General features: G+C 61.4%; 20 protein-coding genes. 11 read left to right on the forward strand and 9 right to left on the reverse strand.

What is annotated here, in order from left to right; translation table 11 throughout:
• The first annotated feature begins 80 nt into the window (after window positions 1–80).
• Together GXB78_RS11245 and GXB78_RS11250 are read left to right on the forward strand one after the other, a co-directional pair.
• Window positions 81–2,834 (forward strand): response regulator, encoded by a 2,754-nt coding sequence (locus GXB78_RS11245; RefSeq protein ID WP_329515501.1) that lies wholly within the window; start codon window positions 81–83, stop codon window positions 2,832–2,834.
• An 81-nt stretch (window positions 2,835–2,915) separates the two neighbouring features.
• Window positions 2,916–3,905, forward strand: coding sequence for a 2-hydroxyacid dehydrogenase (locus tag GXB78_RS11250; RefSeq protein ID WP_329515437.1), 990 nt, complete (start codon window positions 2,916–2,918; stop codon window positions 3,903–3,905).
• 6 nt (window positions 3,906–3,911) lie between these two features.
• Here GXB78_RS11250 and GXB78_RS11255 read toward each other — a convergent pair whose 3' ends face one another.
• Window positions 3,912–4,370, reverse strand: a complete 459-nt coding sequence (locus GXB78_RS11255) for a hypothetical protein (protein WP_329515438.1) — start codon at window positions 4,368–4,370, stop codon at window positions 3,912–3,914.
• Between the two features lie 134 nt (window positions 4,371–4,504).
• Between GXB78_RS11255 and GXB78_RS11260 the strand changes: the two genes are divergently transcribed.
• A complete protein-coding gene (locus GXB78_RS11260) occupies window positions 4,505–4,939 on the forward strand; it encodes a hypothetical protein (protein WP_039757838.1) in 435 nt (144 codons plus the stop codon).
• The gene (locus tag GXB78_RS11265; protein WP_329515439.1) at window positions 4,939–5,343 is read left to right on the forward strand and encodes an META domain-containing protein; all 405 of its coding nucleotides are present in this window, start codon (window positions 4,939–4,941) and stop codon (window positions 5,341–5,343) included. Before GXB78_RS11260 ends, GXB78_RS11265 begins: the two co-directional genes overlap by 1 nt.
• A gap of 177 nt (window positions 5,344–5,520) precedes the next feature.
• Here the strand turns inward: GXB78_RS11265 and GXB78_RS11270 are convergent, their stop codons facing one another.
• Window positions 5,521–5,988, reverse strand: a complete 468-nt coding sequence (locus GXB78_RS11270) for a TlpA disulfide reductase family protein (protein ID WP_329515440.1) — start codon at window positions 5,986–5,988, stop codon at window positions 5,521–5,523.
• 113 nt (window positions 5,989–6,101) lie between these two features.
• On the opposite strand from GXB78_RS11270, the gene arsC reads away from it, so the two are divergent.
• The 3 genes from arsC to GXB78_RS11285 are packed head-to-tail and all read left to right on the forward strand — an operon-like array spanning window position 6,102 to window position 7,473.
• Window positions 6,102–6,455 (forward strand): arsenate reductase (glutaredoxin), encoded by a 354-nt coding sequence (gene arsC / locus GXB78_RS11275; protein WP_329515441.1) that lies wholly within the window; start codon window positions 6,102–6,104, stop codon window positions 6,453–6,455.
• Complete coding sequence (gene wrbA / locus GXB78_RS11280) at window positions 6,452–7,048, forward strand: NAD(P)H:quinone oxidoreductase (RefSeq protein ID WP_137213924.1); 597 nt, start codon at window positions 6,452–6,454, stop codon at window positions 7,046–7,048. Before arsC ends, wrbA begins: the two co-directional genes overlap by 4 nt.
• Window positions 7,048–7,473: a DUF2069 domain-containing protein gene (locus GXB78_RS11285; protein ID WP_329515442.1), complete on the forward strand. Its 426-nt coding sequence runs from the start codon at window positions 7,048–7,050 to the stop codon at window positions 7,471–7,473. The genes wrbA and GXB78_RS11285 overlap by 1 nt, the downstream gene beginning before the upstream one ends.
• Window positions 7,474–7,562: 89 nt before the next feature.
• Here the strand turns inward: GXB78_RS11285 and GXB78_RS11290 are convergent, their stop codons facing one another.
• Together GXB78_RS11290 and ttcA are read right to left on the reverse strand one after the other, a co-directional pair.
• On the reverse strand, window positions 7,563–8,237 hold the full coding sequence (locus GXB78_RS11290; RefSeq protein ID WP_329515443.1) for a DNA-3-methyladenine glycosylase I: 675 nt from the start codon (window positions 8,235–8,237) through the stop codon (window positions 7,563–7,565).
• Between the two features lie 135 nt (window positions 8,238–8,372).
• Entirely contained in the window at window positions 8,373–9,197 is an 825-nt protein-coding gene (gene ttcA, locus GXB78_RS11295; RefSeq protein ID WP_039757843.1) for a tRNA 2-thiocytidine(32) synthetase TtcA, read from the reverse strand.
• Window positions 9,198–9,635: 438 nt separating this feature from the next.
• Here ttcA and GXB78_RS11300 point away from each other — a divergent pair, with 438 nt between their 5' ends.
• Both GXB78_RS11300 and GXB78_RS11305 read left to right on the forward strand, forming a co-directional pair.
• Window positions 9,636–10,238, forward strand: coding sequence for a Yip1 family protein (locus GXB78_RS11300; RefSeq protein WP_090285332.1), 603 nt, complete (start codon window positions 9,636–9,638; stop codon window positions 10,236–10,238).
• 147 nt (window positions 10,239–10,385) lie between these two features.
• Window positions 10,386–10,880: a SprT family zinc-dependent metalloprotease gene (locus tag GXB78_RS11305; protein ID WP_024013976.1), complete on the forward strand. Its 495-nt coding sequence runs from the start codon at window positions 10,386–10,388 to the stop codon at window positions 10,878–10,880.
• 109 nt (window positions 10,881–10,989) lie between these two features.
• Here GXB78_RS11305 and GXB78_RS11310 read toward each other — a convergent pair whose 3' ends face one another.
• Together GXB78_RS11310 and GXB78_RS11315 are read right to left on the reverse strand one after the other, a co-directional pair.
• Window positions 10,990–12,171, reverse strand: coding sequence for a CaiB/BaiF CoA transferase family protein (locus GXB78_RS11310; RefSeq protein ID WP_329515444.1), 1,182 nt, complete (start codon window positions 12,169–12,171; stop codon window positions 10,990–10,992).
• A gap of 145 nt (window positions 12,172–12,316) precedes the next feature.
• A complete protein-coding gene (locus GXB78_RS11315) occupies window positions 12,317–13,651 on the reverse strand; it encodes a dicarboxylate/amino acid:cation symporter (protein WP_329515445.1) in 1,335 nt (444 codons plus the stop codon).
• A gap of 346 nt (window positions 13,652–13,997) precedes the next feature.
• Between GXB78_RS11315 and GXB78_RS11320 the strand changes: the two genes are divergently transcribed.
• Entirely contained in the window at window positions 13,998–14,996 is a 999-nt protein-coding gene (locus GXB78_RS11320) for an AraC family transcriptional regulator (protein ID WP_329515446.1), read from the forward strand.
• A gap of 199 nt (window positions 14,997–15,195) precedes the next feature.
• Here GXB78_RS11320 and GXB78_RS11325 read toward each other — a convergent pair whose 3' ends face one another.
• From GXB78_RS11325 to GXB78_RS11335, 3 genes are all read right to left on the reverse strand, one after another.
• Window positions 15,196–16,542 carry an ATP-binding protein gene (locus GXB78_RS11325; RefSeq protein ID WP_329515447.1) on the reverse strand — a complete coding sequence of 449 codons (1,347 nt, stop codon included), beginning with the start codon at window positions 16,540–16,542 and terminating at the stop codon, window positions 15,196–15,198.
• A complete protein-coding gene (locus tag GXB78_RS11330) occupies window positions 16,539–17,216 on the reverse strand; it encodes a response regulator transcription factor (protein WP_329515448.1) in 678 nt (225 codons plus the stop codon). The genes GXB78_RS11325 and GXB78_RS11330 overlap by 4 nt, the downstream gene beginning before the upstream one ends.
• Window positions 17,217–17,363: 147 nt before the next feature.
• Window positions 17,364–17,969: a hypothetical protein gene (locus GXB78_RS11335; protein ID WP_329515449.1), complete on the reverse strand. Its 606-nt coding sequence runs from the start codon at window positions 17,967–17,969 to the stop codon at window positions 17,364–17,366.
• A gap of 143 nt (window positions 17,970–18,112) precedes the next feature.
• Between GXB78_RS11335 and GXB78_RS11340 the strand changes: the two genes are divergently transcribed.
• The gene (locus GXB78_RS11340) at window positions 18,113–18,904 is read left to right on the forward strand and encodes a dienelactone hydrolase family protein (RefSeq protein ID WP_329515450.1); all 792 of its coding nucleotides are present in this window, start codon (window positions 18,113–18,115) and stop codon (window positions 18,902–18,904) included.
• Window positions 18,905–18,969 lie beyond the last annotated feature (65 nt).

Consider the following 18,969-nt stretch of genomic DNA (forward strand, 5'->3'; position numbering starts at 1 on the left):
TGCAAATCGCTACACTGCGCCCATGTCGCGTGCTGGATGCACGCATGTGTCAACAGATCAGCGGGATGCGGGAGATAGGCGTGCTCAAGAAACTGGGAATCAAAGGTCGCGTGCTGTTGCTGACCTTGTTGCCGACCAGCCTGATGGCGCTGGTGCTGGGTGGTTATTTCACCTGGACGCAGCAGACCGACCTGCAAAGCCAGTTGATGCAGCGCGGCGAAATGATTGCCGAGCAACTGGCGCCGCTGGTCGCGCCAGCGATGGGCCACGGCGATGCCGATCTGCTCGAACGCATCGCCACCCAGTCCCTTGAACAACCCGACGTGCGCGCGGTGACCTTCCTCGCTGCGGACCGCTCGCCACTGGCCCACGCCGGCCCGACCATGCTCAATCAGGCGCCAAGCGGCGACAGCGCGCTGTTGCAACGGCGCAGCGGCAATGACGCCACGCGCTACCTGATGCCGGTGTTCGGCAAGCACCGCAACCTTGCCGGTGAAATCATTCCCGAAGAATCGGAACGGCTGCTCGGCTGGGTCGAACTTGAGCTGTCGCACAACGGCATGTTGTTGCGCGGCTATCGCAGCCTGTTCGCCAGCCTGCTGCTGATCGCCGCCGGGCTGGCCGGCGCGGCCCTCCTCGCATTGCGCATGGGCCGCACCATCAACCGTCCGCTGAGCCAGATCAAACAGGCCGTCGCGCAACTCAAGGACGGGCATCTGGAAACCCGCTTGCCGCCGCTCGGCAGTCAGGAACTGGACGAACTGGCCTCTGGCATCAATCGCATGGCCGGCACCCTGCAGAACGCTCGCGAAGAATTGCAGCACAGCGTCGATCAGGCCACCGAAGACGTCCGGCAGAACCTGGAAACCATCGAGATCCAGAACATCGAACTGGACCTGGCGCGCAAAGAAGCGCTGGAGGCGAGTCGGATCAAATCCGAATTCCTCGCCAACATGAGCCATGAGATCCGCACGCCGCTCAACGGCATTCTCGGTTTCACTCACTTGTTGCAGAAAAGCGAACTGACGCCGCGCCAGCTCGACTATCTGGGCACCATCGAAAAGTCCGCCGACAGTCTGTTGGGGATCATCAACGAGATTCTCGATTTCTCGAAGATCGAGGCCGGCAAACTGGTGCTCGACCACATTCCCTTCAACCTGCGTGACCTGTTGCAGGACACCCTGACCATTCTCGCCCCGGCGGCGCACGCCAAGCAGCTCGAGCTGGTCAGTCTGGTCTATCGCGATACGCCGCTGTCGCTGGTCGGTGATCCGCTGCGTCTCAAGCAGATCCTCACCAACCTGGTCAGCAATGCAATCAAGTTCACCCGCGAAGGCACCATCGTCGCCCGGGCGATGCTCGAAGAGGAGCATGAAGACAGCGTGCAACTGCGCATCAGCATTCAGGACACCGGCATCGGCTTGTCGAATCAGGATGTGCGCGCGCTGTTCCAGGCCTTCAGTCAGGCCGACAATTCGCTGTCGCGGCAGCCCGGCGGCACGGGTCTGGGGCTGGTGATTTCCAAGCGTCTGATCGAGCAGATGGGCGGCGAGATCGGCGTCGACAGCACCCCGGGCGAAGGCTCGGAATTCTGGATCAGCCTGAGCCTGCCGAAGACGCGCGATGACGCCGAAGACCTGCCCGCCGCGCCATTGCTCGGGCGTCGCGTGGCGGTACTGGAAAACCATGAACTGGCGCGTCAGGCCTTGCAGCATCAACTGGAAGACTGCGGCCTCGATGTCACCCCGTTCAATACTCTGGAAAGCCTGAGCAACGGCGTCACCGGCGCGCATCAGACCGATCAGGCGATCGATCTCGCGGTGATCGGCATCACCAGCAACGACATGCTCCCGGAGCGTTTGAATCAGCACATCTGGGATCTCGAACATCTGGGCTGCAAAGTGCTGGTGCTGTGCCCGACCACCGAGCAGACGCTGTTTCACCTGTCGGTGCCCAACCCGCATAGCCAGCTTCAAGCCAAACCGGCGTGTACGCGCAAGTTGCGCCGGGCGCTGGCCGATCTGGTCAATCCGCGCCAGACCCGCAGCGAACCGGGCGAGCCGCTGTCCAGCCGTGCGCCGCGCGTGCTGTGTGTCGACGACAACCCGGCCAATCTGTTGCTGGTGCAGACCCTGCTCGAAGACATGGGCGCCAGAGTACTCGCGGTGGAAAGCGGCTACGCGGCAGTCAAAGCCGTGCAGAGCGAATCCTTCGATTTGGTATTGATGGACGTGCAGATGCCCGGCATGGACGGTCGCCAGACCACCGAAACCATTCGCCAGTGGGAAAGCGAACGGCATTGCACGCCGCTGCCGATCGTCGCCCTCACCGCCCACGCCATGGCCAACGAAAAACGCGCGCTGCTGCAAAGCGGCATGGACGACTACCTGACCAAACCGATCAGCGAGCGGCAACTGGCGCAGGTGGTGTTGAAGTGGACCGGACTGGCCCTGCGCAATCAGGCGCCGGAGCGCAGCGGCGACAGCGCAGCGAGTCAGCAGGAGCTGCCGGTGCTCGATCACGAAGAAGGTTTGCGTCTGGCGGCGGGCAAGGCCGATCTGGCGGCAGACATGCTGGCGATGCTGCTGGCCTCGCTGGAAGCCGACCGCGAAGCGATTCGCGCCGCGCGTGACAGCCACGACCAGAATGCCCTGCTCGAACGCGTGCACCGTTTGCACGGCGCCACCCGTTATTGCGGCGTGCCGCAACTGCGTGCGGCCTGCCAGCGCAGCGAAACCCTGCTCAAGCAGGGCGATCCGAAAGCCGCGGCCGCACTCGATGAACTGGAGCGCTCGATCAATCGACTCGCGGCGCAGGCACGTATCAGCGCCTGATCCAGGGCAAGGCACAGCGCACGCAAAGCGCTACAGTTGTCGCGGGCGATTGCGGCCCGCGTCGATGTTCCAGGAGGATTCATGCGCACGATCTTTTTCAGCAGCCAGACCTACGACCGCGACAGCTTCCTCGCCGCCGACTGCCCGGCCGGGCTCGAACTGCACTTTCAAGCGGCGCGACTGAGCCTCGATACAGCGGCTTTGGCCGAGCAGCACGAAGTGGTCTGTGCGTTCATCAATGATGATCTCAGCGCCCCGGTGCTCGAACGCCTCGCGGCTGGTGGCACACGGCTGATTGCCCTGCGTTCGGCGGGTTACAACCATGTCGACCTGCCGGCGGCGAAACGCCTCGGACTGGCCGTGGTGCGTGTGCCGGCCTACTCGCCGCATGCCGTAGCCGAACATGCGGTGGCGCTGATCCTCGCCCTCAACCGTCGCCTGCACCGTGCCTACAACCGCACCCGTGAAGGCGATTTCAGCCTGCATGGCCTGACCGGTTTCGATCTGGTCGGCAAGACCGTCGGCATCGTCGGCACCGGGCAGATCGGCGCCACCTTCGCGAAAATCATGCATGGCTTTGGCTGTGAACTGCTGGCCTACGATCCGTATCCCAATCCCGAGGTACTGGCGTTGGGTGCGCGTTATCTGAGCCTGCCGGAGCTGCTCGCGCAGTCGCGGATCATCAGCCTGCATTGCCCGCTCAACGAGCAGAGCAAACACCTGATCAATCGCCAGTCACTGGCGCATATGCAACCGGGGGCGATGCTGATCAACACCGGGCGCGGTGGCCTGGTGGACACGCCGGCGCTGATCGACGCGCTGAAGGACGGTCAACTCGGGTATCTCGGGCTGGATGTCTATGAAGAAGAGGCGCAGCTGTTTTTCGAGGATCGCTCCGACCTGCCGTTGCAGGACGATGTGCTGGCACGCCTGCTGACCTTTCCCAACGTGATCATCACCGCGCATCAGGCGTTTCTGACCAGCGAGGCGCTGGGTGCGATTGCCGCGACCACCCTGCACAACATCGCGACCTGGGCAGCGGGTGCGCCGCAGAACCAGGTCGAGGGTTGAACCGAGTTACTTGGGCAGTGAAGACGCCAGGATCAGCAAGCCCAGCCAGCCGAACCCGAGCAGGCGCTGCTTGCTCGAATGGCCGCTGCGCAGGAGGAACCAGACGAAAAACGCCGGCAACAGAAACACCATGATTTTCAGCCAGCCTTCCACTGGGCGGCTGCCATCGGCATTCAGCGGTTGCTGCGCCTCGCGTGCCTGTTCTGCCGCCTGCTGACGACGGCGACGCCCCGCCGCTGCCGGCATCACTTTCGGTAATGGCTCGGATACTGGCGGCGCAACCGCCTCGGGCACGGTCTTGTTGCGTGGCAGGCTGCCGAAGGAAATTGTCGCGGGCTGCGCCGCTGCCGCCGCGGACGGCGCCTGCATGGCAGCGTGTTCGGCCATCGGGGCGCCGCAGTGAATGCACACCAGCGCTTCGGAACTGATGCTCCGCTTGCATTCATAACATTCGATCAGCGCCATGTTCCGTTCCTTCAGATTCGGGGGCCGGCAGTTTGCCATGACTGTCGGTGCATTTGAACCGGATCGAAGGTCGCACGCGTGCATCATTCTGCAATCGAGCCCGTGCTAGCATGTCGCGCATATTTGGAGGACCCATGGTCGAACACGATTTCCGCTACACCCTGATGAACCCGCAACACACCCTCACCGAATGCCGCGCCCTGGTTCCGGGCCGCTATCAGGTGACCGGCAACGGTGGCTCGATCCGCATCGGCGATGCCCTGTTGGTCACGCTCAAAGGCAGCAAGGATTTGTCCATGCGCCTGACCGTCGACACAGTCCGCCATCTGATCAACCCGCCGGGCCAATGGACCGCAATGACCACAGGCCCGGTGTTCGGCGAGCTGGCGATTCATACCTGGCAGGTCAACTGCGACAGCTGCGCGAAAGAGCTGAGCTTCGAATTTGCCGTGGATGCCAAACTCGGCAAGACCGCCGAAAAACCCGCCGCCACCGCACGCATTGCCGAACTGGGCTGGAAGGCCGTCGGCGACAAACACCTGTGCCCGAAATGCCAGGAGCCTGCGTGATGAAACGCTTTGCCCTGACCGCACTGATCGGTGTCGCACTGGTCGGTTGCGCCGCAGAGCCGGTCCAACTGCAGCACAACCGCAGCTACATTCTGGAGTGGATCGGCGAGCGGCCACTGATGGATTACAGCCATCTGACCGTGACCCTCGGCGATGACGGCCGCGCCTACGGCAACGGCGGCTGCAACCATTGGTTCGCGCCCTATACGCAGGACGGCGACAAGCTGAGCTTCGGCAAGATCGGCAAGACCCGCAAGCTCTGCGCCCCGGCGGTGATGGAGCAGGAACAGCGCTTTTTGCAGGCGCTGGAAAAAGTCGAACGCTGGGACATTTCGCCGATCGAGCAGATACGCTTCTGGCCGGCTGAAGGCAAGCCGTTGCGTTGGTGGCTGGAAGAGGGTTAAAGCCCTTTAATGCACACTGAGGTTACCTGTGGCGAGGGAGCTTGCTCCCGCTCGGCTGCGCAGCAGTCGCAAAACCGGTAACTGCGGTGTGCCTGATACACCGAGCCAACAGGGTTCAGGGCCGCTTCGCAGCCCAGCGGGAGCAAGCTCCCTCGCCACAAAACCGACCAGGCAGGCTTATTTGCTCGCTCGTAAAGCCTCCAGCTTCGCCATCACCCCCGCCGCCGTCTGCTCACCGAGCAACTGTTCACGTACCTTGCCCTTGTCATCGATGATGAAAGTCACCGGCAGCGCCTCACTGCGCGGCAGGTCGAACAGCTCGGCCGGATCCTGCGCCAGCACGGTGAACTTGATGCCCAGTTTCTCGCTGGCTTCTTTCAGCTCCGCGCCCTGCACGTTGTCGAAGTTGACGCCGAACACCCCGACATTCTTGCTCTTGAGCTGTTCAGCCAAATGATTCAGTTCAGGAATCTCTGTACGGCACGGGCCACACCATTCGGCCCAGTAATTAAGCACAATCCAATGTTTGTCGAGACGTTCGGACGCTACCTTCTGGCCGTTCTGGTCGATCCCGTAATCATTGCCGCAGCCCCCCAGCATCAACGCCCCGATAATGGTCAATGCCGCTGCCAATCGCCGTGTCATGTCGTGTTCCTTGTGAAAATTCGAAAGCGCCTGCGACCCATCGCCTCTGACGGTTCTGGATTGCGCGCCGCACAGTTAGAATAGCCGCCACTTTACGCCAGAAGCGACCCGCCATGACCGATCTGACGCTTTATCACAATCCGCGCTGCTCGAAATCCCGCGCCGCGCTGGAACTGCTCGAAGCCCGCGGCTTGCAGCCGACTATCGTGCGCTACCTGGAAACGCCGCTGAACGCCGCGCAGATCAAGGCTCTGCTCGGCAAGCTCGGAATCAGCGCGCGGCAGCTGCTGCGCACTGGCGAAGAGGAATACAAAACCCTGAACCTGGCGGACGCCAGTCTCCCCGACGATAAATTGATCGAGGCCATCGCTGCGCATCCGAAACTGATGGAGCGGCCGATTCTCGAGGCCGGCGACAAAGCCATCATCGGCCGGCCACCGGAGAACGTGCTGGAGTTGTTGCCATGAGCACGCCATACATTCTGGTGCTCTATTACAGCCGCAGCGGTTCGACCAACGAGATGGCCCGGCAAATTGCCCGTGGCGTCGAACAGGCCGGAATGGAAGCGCGTCTGCGCACGGTTCCGGCGATCTCCACCGAATGCGAAGCGGTGGCCGCGGACATTCCCGATGAAGGCGCGCTCTACGCCAGCCTCGACGATTTGAAGAACTGCGCCGGCCTCGCCCTGGGCAGTCCGACGCGTTTCGGCAACATGGCTGCGCCGCTCAAGTACTTCCTCGACGGCACCAGCAACCTGTGGCTGACCGGCGCGCTGGTCGGCAAACCTGCCGGTGTGTTCACTTCCACCGCCAGCCTGCACGGCGGTCAGGAAACCACGCTGCTGTCGATGATGTTGCCGTTGTTGCACCACGGTATGTTGATCACTGGCCTGCCCTACAGCGAATCGGCCCTGCTCGAAACCGAAGGTGGCGGCACGCCTTACGGAGCCAGCCATCACGCCGGTGCCGACGGCAAGAACGGCCTCGATCAGCACGAAGTGGCGCTGTGTCGCGCGCTCGGTCTGCGCCTGGCGAAAACCGCGCAGAAGCTGGTGGGCTGATGGCGAAGAAGCCGAAAGTCCTGCCCTCGGTGGCGTGGCTTGAGCCACGGGTCAAGGCGATGCGCGTGCTCAGCCTGCTGAGCTTTTTCGCCCTCGCCGGATTGCTTGCCGCTTATTACCTGCTGTTCGCCGACCTGCATGGCGCGCGGCCGTGGGTGATTCTGCTGGTCGAGCTGATCCCGTGGCTGGTGCTAGCGCCGGCGATGATCATGGGCAGCGCCCGTGGACATTCGTGGATGTGTTTTGTGGTGAACCTGTATTTCATCAAGGGTGCACTGGCGGCGTACGACCCCAACCGACAGCTGTTCGGCCTGCTGGAAATGGCCGTGAGCCTGGCGGTGTTCTGCTCGGCGTTGCTGTATGTGCGCTGGCGCTATCAGCTGAATCGCAAACTGGCGGGTGAAGGCGAGATCAGCGTCGCCTGAACAACCGCTTTCGCGAGCAGGCTCGCTCCCACATCTGGAATGCATTCCCCTGTGGGAGCGAGCCTGCTCGCGAATGCAGCGACGCGGTCTTAATGGTTCACGGTATAGGCGAGCATCATCGAGATCTGGCTCATCGGCCGTCCGCCACTTTGTTCGTGCCATTGATTGAACGCGTTTTGCACCGTCGCCAGATCACGCTGGCTGGTCGGCACTTTGTCGACAATCTTCTGCGCATTCAGCGCCGCGACCACGTCGTAGCTCGGCACGAACGTGTCCTTGCCGACCATGCGCAAAAAGCGTGGCGCCGACAGCCCGCCAAGTTGATGGCCGTGCTTCTTCAGGTACGTCCACAGGCCGACGATATCGGTCACCGGCCACTCGGCGATCAGCGCGCCGAAGCTGCCCTTGTCCTTTTCCACATCGAGAATGAACTGCGCATTGCGCGGCACGCTTTTCAGCTTGCCGAGGTGGCGAATGATCCGCGCGTCCTGCATCAGCCGCTCAAGGTGCTCGGCGCTCATCAGCACGACTTTTTCCGGATCGAACTTGAAGAACACTTCTTCGAAGGCCGGCCATTTGGCGTCGACCAGGCTGTGCTTGAGCCCGGCGCGGAAAACCCGCAGGGCCATGGTCGACAGGTAGCGGTCGTCGCGGATCTTGCGCAGTTGTGCGGGAGTCTTGGGAACGGGCAGATGGGCTTCCAGTTCAGCCGCCGAACCGAAACGGTTCAGACAGTATTCGTGCAGCCACTTGTAATCGCGCATGCCCTCTCCTATTGAATGAAACGAACAGATCCCTGTGGGAGCGAGCCTGCTCGCGAAGGGGTTGGATCAGTCAACACTTGGGTTGAATGACACGCCGCTTTCGCGAGCAGGCTCGCTCCCACATCTGGATCGGGTTTACAGATTGACGACATTGACGAAACGCGATGCCGCGGTCTCGTCGATCTTCAGACTGGTGAAGTCGAACAGGTTGCGGTCGGCCAGTTGCGACGGCACCACGTTCTGCAGGCTGCGGAAAATCGATTCGGTGCGGCCCGGGGTCTTGCGGTCCCAGTCCTGGAGCATTTCCTTGACCACCTGACGCTGCAGGTTTTCCTGCGACCCGCAGAGGTTGCACGGGATAATCGGGAATTGCTTGAAGTCCGAGTAGGCCTGAATGTCCTTCTCGTTGCAGTACGCCAGCGGACGAATCACCACGTTGCGGCCATCGTCGGCGCGCAGTTTCGGCGGCATCGCTTTCAGGGTGCCGTTGAAGAACATGTTGAGGAAGAACGTTTCGACGATGTCGTCGCGGTGATGACCGAGGGCCATTTTCGTCGCGCCGATTTCGTCGGCAAAGGTGTACAACGTTCCGCGACGCAGGCGCGAGCACAGCGAACAGGTGGTCTTGCCTTCCGGCACCAGTTCCTTGACCACCGAGTAAGTGTCCTTCTCGACGATGTGATACTCGATGCCCAGTTCTTTCAGGTACGCCGGCAGCACGTGCTCGGGAAAGCCCGGCTGTTTCTGGTCCATGTTCACCGCGACGATGTCGAACTTGATCGGCGCAACCTTCTGCAGGTGCATCAGCACGTCGAGCATGGTGTAGCTGTCCTTGCCCCCGGACAGGCAGACCATGACCTTGTCGCCGTCTTCGATCATGTTGAAATCGGCGACCGCCTCGCCGGCCAGGCGGCGCAGGCGCTTTTGCAGTTTGTTCTGGTTGACCGTAAGAGTGCCCATGACGCGAAATCCGTGAGGTGTGACGAAAGGCCGGCATTTTACGCAAAAACCCGGCGCGGGCGAAGGGCCGCAGTCGAATTGACTCACCTCTACTGTGGCGAGGGAGCTTGCTCCCGCTGGGGTGCGAAGCGCCCCCAAACCTGCAACGGAATTTTTCCTGACACGGCGAGCCGGGAGGGTTTGCGACTGCTGCGCAGCCGGGCGGGAGCAAGCTCCCTCACCACCGAACCATTCGGCTCCTAAGCACCAAGATTCTGGCGCGATTAAGCCCTTTGTTTACAGCGCGATTTGCTCTAAGCCCGGCATACCGGTGCGCTGGAGTCCTTTCTATACTGCGACATAAGGTCGCACACGTCTTTAGACCTGTATTTGCTCGGCCACCTTGGCCCGTAGGCGCTCCGTTGGGGGGCGATGGCAATGACAAGAGGAGTGAATGGCATGATCCATCACGTAGTGGGACTGTTTACCCACCCCGATCAGGAATGGAAGGAAATCCGTGGCGACCAAGAGGAAAGCATCAGCCACATGTACCTGACGCACACGCTGATTCTGGCGGCGATTCCCGCGGTCTCGGCGTTCATCGGCACGACCCAGGTCGGCTGGGTGATCGGCAACCGCGCGCCGGTGATGCTCACGTTCGAAAGCGCCTTGTGGATGACCATCATGTCGTACCTGGCGATGCTCGGCGGGGTCGCGGTGATGGGCGCCTTCGTGCACTGGATGGCGCGTACCTATGACGCCAATCCAAGCCTGGCCCGTTGCGTGGCGTTTGCCACTTACACGGCGACACCGTTGTTCGTCGGCGGTCTGGCGGCGCTGTATCCGCACATGTGGCTGGGGATGATCGTCGGCACGGCGGCTATCTGCTACACGGTGTACCTGCTGTATGTCGGCTTGCCGACGTTCATGAACATCCCGCCCGATGAAGGTTTCCTGTTTTCCAGCTCGGTGCTTGCCGTGGGCCTGGTGGTGTTGGTGGCGATCATGGCGTTTACGGTAATTGTCTGGGGCCTGGGTGTCGGCCCGGTCTATACCAACTGACCTGTTTCCTCCCTGAGAAAAACAACCTCTGCCAATACAGGCCGCCGCAAGGCGGCCTTCTCGTTGGGCGACGACCATTCGGCAGGTCGGCGATTCGCAAGTCACCGGGGTTGCGGCATACTCGGCATCTCTGGAGATCCATCAAGCATGCCCGAGCAACTCAATACCCGCGTCGAAGATTGTTACCAACTCGCTGAATCCTTTTTCAAACGTTCCTTCAAACGCCCCGTGGTCAGCCTCAAGCTGCGCGGGCAGAAAGCCGGTGTCGCGCATCTGCACGAGAACCTGCTGCGTTTCAACCCGCAGCTGTACCGGGAAAACACCGAACACTTCCTCAAGCAGACCGTGGCCCACGAAGTCGCCCACCTGATCGCTCATCAACTGTTCGGCGACCGCATCCAGCCCCATGGCGAGGAGTGGCAACTGATCATGCGCGGCGTCTACGAACTGCCGCCGGACCGCTGCCACACCTATGAAATCAAGCGGCGCAGCGTGACCCGCTATATCTACAAATGCCCATGCCCCGACAGTGACTTCCCGTTTACCGCCCAGCGCCATGGCCTGGTGAGACAAGGGCGACGGTACTTGTGCCGGCGCTGCCGCAGTACTTTGGTGTTCAGTGGTGAGATGCGGGTGGAATAGTTGGTTTCTGTGTTGCTTTGACCGGCCCCATCGCGAGCAGGCTCGCTCCCACAGGGGAATGCATTTCAATGTGGGAGCGAGCCTGCTCGCGAAGGCGGCGGCTCAGGTACTAAAGAATCACCTTGGCCGAACGCAGTTCTGCAATCCGCTCAGTACTCAACCCCAACTCCCCCAACACCTCATCCGTATGCTGCCCCAACCCCGCGCCGACATGCCTTGGTGCCGGCAACGCTTCAGAGAATTTCAACGGACAAGCCATCTGCGCCTGCGTCGTGCCATCGCCGCGTGGCACCTGGGTCACCAGCTCCCGCGCCTGCAACTGCGGATGGCGCAGTGCCTCGCCCAGGTTCAATACCGGCTCGACACAGGCATCGAGCCCGGCGAACAGCTCACACAGTTCTGCAAAATCATGTCGCTCGAATTCGATCCGCAATGCCTCCTTCAGCGCCTGTTGCTGCTCAGGCCTGGGCGACAACCCTTGCGGTGCCAGTTCCGGCCGGCCCAGCGCCGCGCACAATTGCTGCATGAACGCCGGTTCCAGACTGCCCACCGACATCCAGCGCCCATCCCGGGTGCGGTAATAATCATAGAAACTGCCGCCATTGAGCATCTGGTCCTCCCAACCCGGCTCGGCCCCGCAGGCCAAATATCCCGCCCCCGCCATGGCGTTCAGGCTGAACGCGCAGTCGGTCATGCTCACATCCAGATGCGTGCCTTGCCCGCTCTGCTGGCGGGCAATCACCGCCGCCAGCAAGCCGATCACCCCGTGCAACGAGCCGCCCGCTACGTCCGCCACCTGCATGCCCAGCGGCAACGGCCCGCTGTCGGCGCGCCCGGTGTAACTGGCCAGCCCGGCCAGCGCCAGATAATTGATGTCATGCCCGGCGCGCTCTTTATACGGCCCGGTCTGGCCGTAGCCGCTGATCGACACGTAAATCAGCTGCGGGTTGATCGCCTTCAACGCCTCATAACCCAGGCCCAGGCGGTCCATCACCCCGGGGCGGAATTGCTCGAGAACGATGTCGTAATCGCCCAGCAGCTGCTTGATGATCTCCAGCGCCGCGGGCTGTTTCAGATCCAGCGCCAGACTGCGCTTGTTGCGGTTAAGGTAGGCGTGGCTGGCCGATACCCCGCCATCATGCGGCGGCAGCACCCGCAGCAGATCCATACGCGTCGGCGATTCGATGCGCAGCACCTCGGCGCCCATGTCCGCCAGCAGCAACGAGGCGAACGGCCCCGGCAGCAAGGTCGAGAAATCAAGAATCTTCAGTGAGGCCAGCGGTGCGGACATGGGCGAACTCCTTGGGCGATGCACTCAGCCTAGGCAGCCATCGCCGATGCGGCAATCACCGCAAATGTCAGCAGGTGTGACCGTTGCGCTCAAATTCCGGGCAAGAAAAAACCCGCCGAAGCGGGTTTTTCTGTGCAAGCGATGCTTACTTCACATTGCTCGGGGTTGGGCCTTCAGCTACACCCAGGTCGTCTTCTGCACGCTCGTCGGAGATCCCGCGTCCGCCGGAAGCCAGCTCGGTTTGCAGTTGATCGGTGTCCAACTCCTTGACCCACTTGGCCACGACGATGGTCGCTACAGCGTTGCCGACCAGGTTGGTCAGTGCGCGGGCTTCGGACATGAAGCGGTCGATACCGAGGATCAGCGCCAGACCGGCCACCGGCAGGTGACCTACCGCCGACAGGGTCGCAGCCAGCACGATGAAGCCCGAACCGGTCACGCCCGCTGCGCCTTTGGAGGACAGCAGCAGTACCAGCAGCAGGGTGATCTGGTGGGTGATGTCCATGTGCGTGTCGGTCGCCTGGGCGATGAACACGGCGGCCATGGTCAGGTAGATCGAAGTACCGTCGAGGTTGAACGAGTAACCGGTCGGAATCACCAGCCCCACCACCGATTTCTTCGCGCCCAGACGCTCCATCTTGATCAGCATGCGTGGCAGTGCCGATTCCGACGAGGACGTGCCCAGTACGATCAACAGCTCTTCACGGATGTAACGCACCAGTTTGAACACGCTGAAACCGTGAGCACGGCAGATCGCACCCAGCACCAGCACGACGAACAGTATGCAGGTGATGTAGAAGCAGATCATCAACTGGCCCAGTTGCACCAGCGAGCCGACACCGTAGGCACCGATGGTGAACGCCATGGCACCGAACGCACCGATCGGCGCCAGTTTCATGATCATGTTGATAATGTTGAACATCACGTGGGCGAAGCGATCGATCATGTCCAGCAGCGGACGACCGTAAGCACCGAGGCGATGCAGAGCGTAGCCGAAGATCACCGAGAACATCAGTACTTGCAGGATGTCACCGGTAGCGAACGCGCCGACGATGGTGTTCGGGATCACATTGAGGAGGAAGCCGACAATGCTCTGGTCTTTACTGGCCGTCACGTAGGTGGCGATTTTCGAGGCGTCGAGGGTGGTGACGTCGATGTGCATGCCGGCGCCCGGTTGCACAACGTTGACCACGATCAGACCGATCAGCAGGGCAATGGTGGAAACGATTTCGAAATACAGCAGCGCGTAGCCGCCGGTCTTGCCCACCGACTTCATGTTCTGCATGCCGGCGATGCCGCTGACAACAGTGCAGAAGATGATCGGGGCGATGACCATTTTGATCAGCTTGATGAAGCCGTCACCCAGTGGCTTGAGGGCCACGCCGGTCTGCGGGTAGAAGTGACCGAGCAGGATGCCGATCGCGATGGCAACGATCACCTGGAAATACAGGGATTTGTACAGTGGCTGACGAGTCGTCATTGCAGGTTTCCTCAAGCGTCCAGCGGCAACATCCATCTGTCGAGCGCCGAACCTTAATTGCGAACCCTCCTGCACTGGAGGGATTTGTTGTTGGAACGGCATCTTCCCGGGCGGGAGAAATGCACGCTTCTGTCGCTTGTATCGCAAACGTCGTGCCAGATTGGTGCGATGGGCAGCAAGCCTTTTGATATCAGGGGCTGCGGGATTTTCCTGTCACCAATCGGTTACTTGAACATGGCGGATTTCCGCCAACTCACCGCCCCTCGTCCTGCAATTTGGCGGAAATCCGCCTTGTTGCGTTGCAGGCCCGCCGTTACGATCGTCGCCTGAACAAGGATTGCCGCTCATGCGTGAACGCACCATCGCCAGCCATTTCGCCCGTGCCGCCCTTGGTGGTGCACGCCGGCGCGGTTTCGATTATTCACAGCTGTTGCAGCAACTGGGGATCAGCCCGGAGTTGCTCGCCGAGCCTCGCGCGCGCATCGCCCCGGAGCAGTTCACCCGCCTGATTCAAGGGCTGTGGCTGGCGCTGGACGACGAATACCTCGGTTTCGGTAACGTCCCGAGCAAGCCCGGCAGCTTCGCCATGATGTGTCACGCCTCGATTCACTGCCGCAACCTGGAGAAGGCGCTGCAACGCGGTTTATTGTTTTATAGCCTGTTCCCCGACGCCCCGCGCCTGACCCTGAGCCGCGAAGACGAATGGGTGCGTTTGAGCCTGGATGACGCGCAGTTGTGGGACCCGGATCACTTTCTCAGCGAAAGCCTGTTGGTGATCTGGCACCGCCTCGGCAGTTGGCTGATCGGCCAGCGGATTCGCCTCGAACAGGCAACCTTCAGCTATCCGCGCCCCGCTCACGGCAGCGAATACGACCTGCTGTTCCCCTGCCCGCTGACCTTCGATGGCGCCCGGAGCAGCCTGCTGTTTCACAGTCGCTATCTGGCCATGCCGCTGTTGCAGGACGAACGCACACTCAAACACTTCCTCGAACGCTCCCCCGCCGACCTGCTCTCACGCCCGGACGACGGCGACAGCCTGAGCAGCCGCCTGCGCCGCTTGCTCAGCCGTGACGCAGCGCATTGGCCGGATCTGGAAGCTGTCGCGGCGCATCTGCATATCAGCCCGCAAACGTTGCGGCGGCACTTGCGTGAGGAAGGCACGAGTTTTCAGGAGCTGAAAGACCAGCTGCGGCGGGATATCGCCATCTACCATCTGGGGCGGGCGGATCTGTCGTTGCAGCAGATTGCCGAGCAGCTCGGGTTTTCCGAGCCATCGGCGTTTCACCGGGCGTTCAAGAAATGGACGGGGCTGACACCGGGGGCTTATCGGGCGCAGGAATTGTGAAAGATCAAAAGCCCCTCACCCTAACCCTCTCCCAGAGGGAGAGGGGATTGATTGGGGGATGTTCAATAAATCCGCCGACCTGCAAGCTCTCTATTGAAACCATATTCGCTGCAAATCGCTCAGGTCGATCATTTTCGCAAGACACTTCGGTCAGTCCCCTCTACCTCTGGGAGAGGGTTAGGGTGAGGGCAACTCCCAATCACACCGCTGGAAAATGAATCCTGAACGCCGCCCCGCCCATCGGCGAATCGCCCAAAGCCAAACGGGCGTTGTAGCTTTCGATGATGTCCTTGACCACCGCCAGCCCGATGCCCTGCCCCGGATGCTGGGCGTCCAGGCGTTCGCCGCGCTCGAGAATCCGCGCTCGCTGATAGAGCGGCACGCCAGGCCCATCGTCCTCGACACACAATTCGATCCCGGCCAGTGACTCGCGTACGCTGACGCGCACTTCGCCCAGGCACAGGCGATAGGCGTTTTCCAGCAGGTTGCCGAGCATTTCCAGCAAGGCGCCCTGCTCGATCGGCACGTAGCAATGCTCGGGCAGATCGAAGGTCACGCGCACGTGTTTGTCGCGATAGACCTTGTCCAGCGTGTCGCACAGGCTTTTGAGCACCGGTTGCAGGCGCACCTGATGGCGCACCAGGCCGCTTTTGCGCAAGCTGGCCCGTTGCAGTTGATAGCTGATCTGCTGGCTCATGCGTTCGATCTGGCTTTGCAGGACCCAGGCCTGATCGCGGTCGTCGGGGCGCTGGGCCATGTCTTCGCTGACGCCTTGCAGCACCGCCAACGGGGTTTTCAGGCTGTGGGCGAGGTCGTCGAGGGAGTCGCGGTAGCGGCTGCGCTGCTGGCGTTCGCTGAGCAGCAGGCGGTTGAGCGATCCGGTCAGGCGCAGCAGTTCGCGCGGGTGTTTTTCCGTCAGGCTTTCACGGGTGCCGCCTTCGATTTCGTCGAGTTCCTGGCTCAATCGGCGCAAGGCCTTGAGGCCCCAGGTCAGGCCGATCCACAGCAGCGCCAGCAATACCAGCAATGCCGCGCCGAAGCCCAGATAGAGGTTTTCGCGCAGCCCTTCGAGGGTGGTTTCGTATTCACGTACCGGTTGCAGAGCGACGATGCTGAACGCCGCGCTCTTGCCGCCGAGCAGTTTGACTTCGACGTCATAGACGAAGAACTCCTGACCGCTGGCTTCACGGATCCGTGCGAACTCATTGCCGAGGCCGTCGTAGCGCGGTTTGTAGTTGATCTGCTCTTCCTGAGTGGCTTTAGAACGCCACACCAACTTGCCGTCGCGGTCGTAGATATAGCCGAGCAAGCGGAAATCGGTGAGGTTGAAGCGCTCGTCGGGCAATTGCGACGGCATCACCAAATGACCGTTTTCGACCCGTGCGGCGGAGATCAATGTGGTGACGTCGGAGGCCAGGCGCTGCTCGATCGAATCCTGCAAGGCGAGGCTGAACGCGCCTTGCATCGCTGGCAGCAAAGCGAGCATGAACAACACCGCCAACGTGGTGGCGGCGAGCATCAAACGAACGCGAAGGGAACGGATCAAGTGCAGCGCTCATTGAACAGGTAACCGAGGCCGCGCACGGTGTCGATCGGCTTGAACCCGGCCGGGCCTTCGAGTTTGCGCCGCAGACGGCCGACCAGCACCTCAATGACATTCGGATCGCGCTCGTCGTCATCCGGATAGAGTTGCTCCATCAAACGATCCTTGGGCACCACTTGCTGATGATGGCGCATGAGGTATTCGAGGATGCGGTACTCGTAGGCGGTCAGCGCCAGCGGCTGTTCATCGAGGCTGGCTTGCTTGCGATTGAGGTCGAGCAGCAACGGCCCGGCTACGATGGTCGACTGGGTGAAACCGCTGGAGCGCCGGAGCAATGCGTTCAGGCGTGCGTCGAGTTCTTCGAACTGGAACGGCTTGACCACGTAATCGTCAGCACCGGCTGCGAGCCCTTCGACCTTGTCCTGCCAATTGCCGCGCGCGGTGAGGATCAGAATCGGAAAGGCCTTGCCGCCCGAGCGCAACTGGCGGATCAGGTCGAGGCCGCCCATGCCCGGCAGACCGAGATCGATCACCGCCAGATCGAAGTTGTACTGTCCGGTCTGGTACAGCGCCTCCTCGGCATTGGCCACGGACTCGACCACGTGACCGCTTTCCGTCAGGCGGGTTTGCAGGTGGTGACGCAACAGCGCCTCATCTTCGACGACCAACAGTTTCATACCTTTCTCCCCATCACTTGAACACTCCAGACACAACCTGTGGGAGCGAGCCTGCTCGCGAAAGCGGTCATTCAGTCAACGGTATGTTGAATGAAACATCGCTTCCGCGAGCAGGCTCGCTCCCACCTTTGAATCGGCGGCAACTGCTTAGAAATAGTAGTTGGCCGACAGGTAGGTCTGCGCGCTGCTGGTCAAGTCCAGCGAGCCCTGTTTGCTGCCGCCGCTCTCTTTCATTTCGGTGCTGGCGTTGCTGCGCAGGTAACGGTAACCGAGTTCCACCGAGGTGTTCTGCGAAACTTGCTGCAAGACACCGACCTGACCACCGATGGCGTAACCGATGTCGCTGTCACGGCTGAAGCCTGGCGAATCCTGCGTCAGCTTGGTCAGACCAGCCGTGGCGCCACCGAACAACTTGGTGCTGCCGCCCACCGGGTAGAACAGGTCATAACTGCCGAGCAGGTTTTCCTGGCGCAGTTTAACGCCATTGTGCGAGCCGGAAACGTTGTCGTAGGTGGCGTAGTAGCGGCCCTGGCTGTTTTGCTGACCGAGGCGCATGCCATAGGTGTTGTTGCCGTCGATGGCCCCAGTGATGTTGGGGTTGCCGAGGTTGTTGTTGAGCGCGTGGGACTTGTCGATCTTGTCGCTGGTCTGGCCGAACGTCAGGCCGGCGAAGTTGCTGGTGTCGTCGGCGTTGGCCGCGATGCTGGAGCCTAACAGGGTAAAAGCCAGCAGCAATTTGTTTAAACGAGTCATGGGTATTTCCTCTTTCACAGTGCTGTTTGGGTATGGCGCAAGGTTACTGAGCCGCCCCTGTACGGCCCCTGAACCGTCTCTGAACCTGACCTGAACCGGATCGACTAGGCTGTTCTGACCACTTTCAATAAGGAGATCCGACCATGCGCCTGTTCCTCGCCCTTGCTTTGCTGGCGGTCAGCAGCTTCACCCAGGCTGCGATCAAGACTGAAGAAATCCCTTATCAAAGCGCCGACGGCAGCAAACTGATCGGTTACTACGCCTATGACGACGCGATCAAAGGCCCACGCCCCGGCATCGTCGTGGTCCACGAATGGTGGGGGCTGAACGATTACGCCAAGCGCCGCGCGCGGGATCTCGCCGAACTCGGCTACAGCGCGCTGGCCATCGATATGTACGGCGACGGCAAAAACACCGAGCACCCGAAAGACGCCATGGCCTTCATGCAGGCAGCGACCAAGGATGCCGACGCCGCCAGTAAACGCTTCGCCGCCGGGCTCGATCTGTTGAAGAAGCAAAAGCAGACCGACCCGAACGAGATTGCCGCCATCGGCTACTGCTTCGGTGGCGGCGTGGTGCTGAATGCAGCGCGTCAGGGTGTGCCGCTGGCCGGTGTGGTGAGTTTCCATGGCGCGCTGGCGACCAAGACCCCGGCGACGCCGGGCAGCGTCAAGGCGAAAATCCTGGTCGAGCATGGTGCGCTGGACAGCATGGTCACGCAGGACAACGTCACTGCATTCAAGTCTGAGATGGACAAGGCCGGGGCGGACTACCAGTTCGTCAGTCTGGATGGCGCCAAGCACGGCTTCAGCAACCCGGATGCCGACCGCTTGAGCCATGGCGAGCATGGCGGGCCGGATATTGGTTACAACAAGGCGGCGGACGAGAAGTCGTGGGCGGATATGAAAGCGTTCTTTCAGAAGATTTTCGGCTAACGCCCCTTTGTGGCGAGGGAGCTTGCTCCCGCTCGGCGACGCAGTCGTCGCCAAACCTGCTGGCG

Origin of the sequence: Pseudomonas moraviensis subsp. stanleyae (assembly GCF_036283065.1) — a bacterium.
In the GTDB taxonomy this organism is placed as follows: Bacteria; Pseudomonadota; Gammaproteobacteria; order Pseudomonadales; family Pseudomonadaceae; genus Aquipseudomonas; species Aquipseudomonas stanleyae.

What these genes read in the sequence shown, in the direction of transcription:
- GXB78_RS11260 (WP_039757838.1), top strand. Translation starts at nt 4,505, where the DNA reads ATGGTCGAACACGATTTCCGCTACACCCTGATGAACCCGCAACACACC.
- wrbA (WP_137213924.1), top strand. Translation starts at nt 6,452, where the DNA reads ATGAGCACGCCATACATTCTGGTGCTCTATTACAGCCGCAGCGGTTCG.
- GXB78_RS11290 (WP_329515443.1), bottom strand. Translation starts at nt 8,237, where the DNA reads ATGCGCGATTACAAGTGGCTGCACGAATACTGTCTGAACCGTTTCGGT.
- ttcA (WP_039757843.1), bottom strand. Translation starts at nt 9,197, where the DNA reads ATGGGCACTCTTACGGTCAACCAGAACAAACTGCAAAAGCGCCTGCGC.
- GXB78_RS11300 (WP_090285332.1), top strand. Translation starts at nt 9,636, where the DNA reads ATGATCCATCACGTAGTGGGACTGTTTACCCACCCCGATCAGGAATGG.
- GXB78_RS11320 (WP_329515446.1), top strand. Translation starts at nt 13,998, where the DNA reads ATGCGTGAACGCACCATCGCCAGCCATTTCGCCCGTGCCGCCCTTGGT.
- GXB78_RS11335 (WP_329515449.1), bottom strand. Translation starts at nt 17,969, where the DNA reads ATGACTCGTTTAAACAAATTGCTGCTGGCTTTTACCCTGTTAGGCTCC.
- GXB78_RS11250 (WP_329515437.1), top strand. Translation starts at nt 2,916, where the DNA reads ATGCGCACGATCTTTTTCAGCAGCCAGACCTACGACCGCGACAGCTTC.
- GXB78_RS11265 (WP_329515439.1), top strand. Translation starts at nt 4,939, where the DNA reads ATGAAACGCTTTGCCCTGACCGCACTGATCGGTGTCGCACTGGTCGGT.
- GXB78_RS11315 (WP_329515445.1), bottom strand. Translation starts at nt 13,651, where the DNA reads ATGACGACTCGTCAGCCACTGTACAAATCCCTGTATTTCCAGGTGATC.
- arsC (WP_329515441.1), top strand. Translation starts at nt 6,102, where the DNA reads ATGACCGATCTGACGCTTTATCACAATCCGCGCTGCTCGAAATCCCGC.
- GXB78_RS11340 (WP_329515450.1), top strand. Translation starts at nt 18,113, where the DNA reads ATGCGCCTGTTCCTCGCCCTTGCTTTGCTGGCGGTCAGCAGCTTCACC.
- GXB78_RS11310 (WP_329515444.1), bottom strand. Translation starts at nt 12,171, where the DNA reads ATGTCCGCACCGCTGGCCTCACTGAAGATTCTTGATTTCTCGACCTTG.
- GXB78_RS11330 (WP_329515448.1), bottom strand. Translation starts at nt 17,216, where the DNA reads ATGAAACTGTTGGTCGTCGAAGATGAGGCGCTGTTGCGTCACCACCTG.
- GXB78_RS11255 (WP_329515438.1), bottom strand. Translation starts at nt 4,370, where the DNA reads ATGGCGCTGATCGAATGTTATGAATGCAAGCGGAGCATCAGTTCCGAA.
- GXB78_RS11270 (WP_329515440.1), bottom strand. Translation starts at nt 5,988, where the DNA reads ATGACACGGCGATTGGCAGCGGCATTGACCATTATCGGGGCGTTGATG.
- GXB78_RS11305 (WP_024013976.1), top strand. Translation starts at nt 10,386, where the DNA reads ATGCCCGAGCAACTCAATACCCGCGTCGAAGATTGTTACCAACTCGCT.
- GXB78_RS11285 (WP_329515442.1), top strand. Translation starts at nt 7,048, where the DNA reads ATGGCGAAGAAGCCGAAAGTCCTGCCCTCGGTGGCGTGGCTTGAGCCA.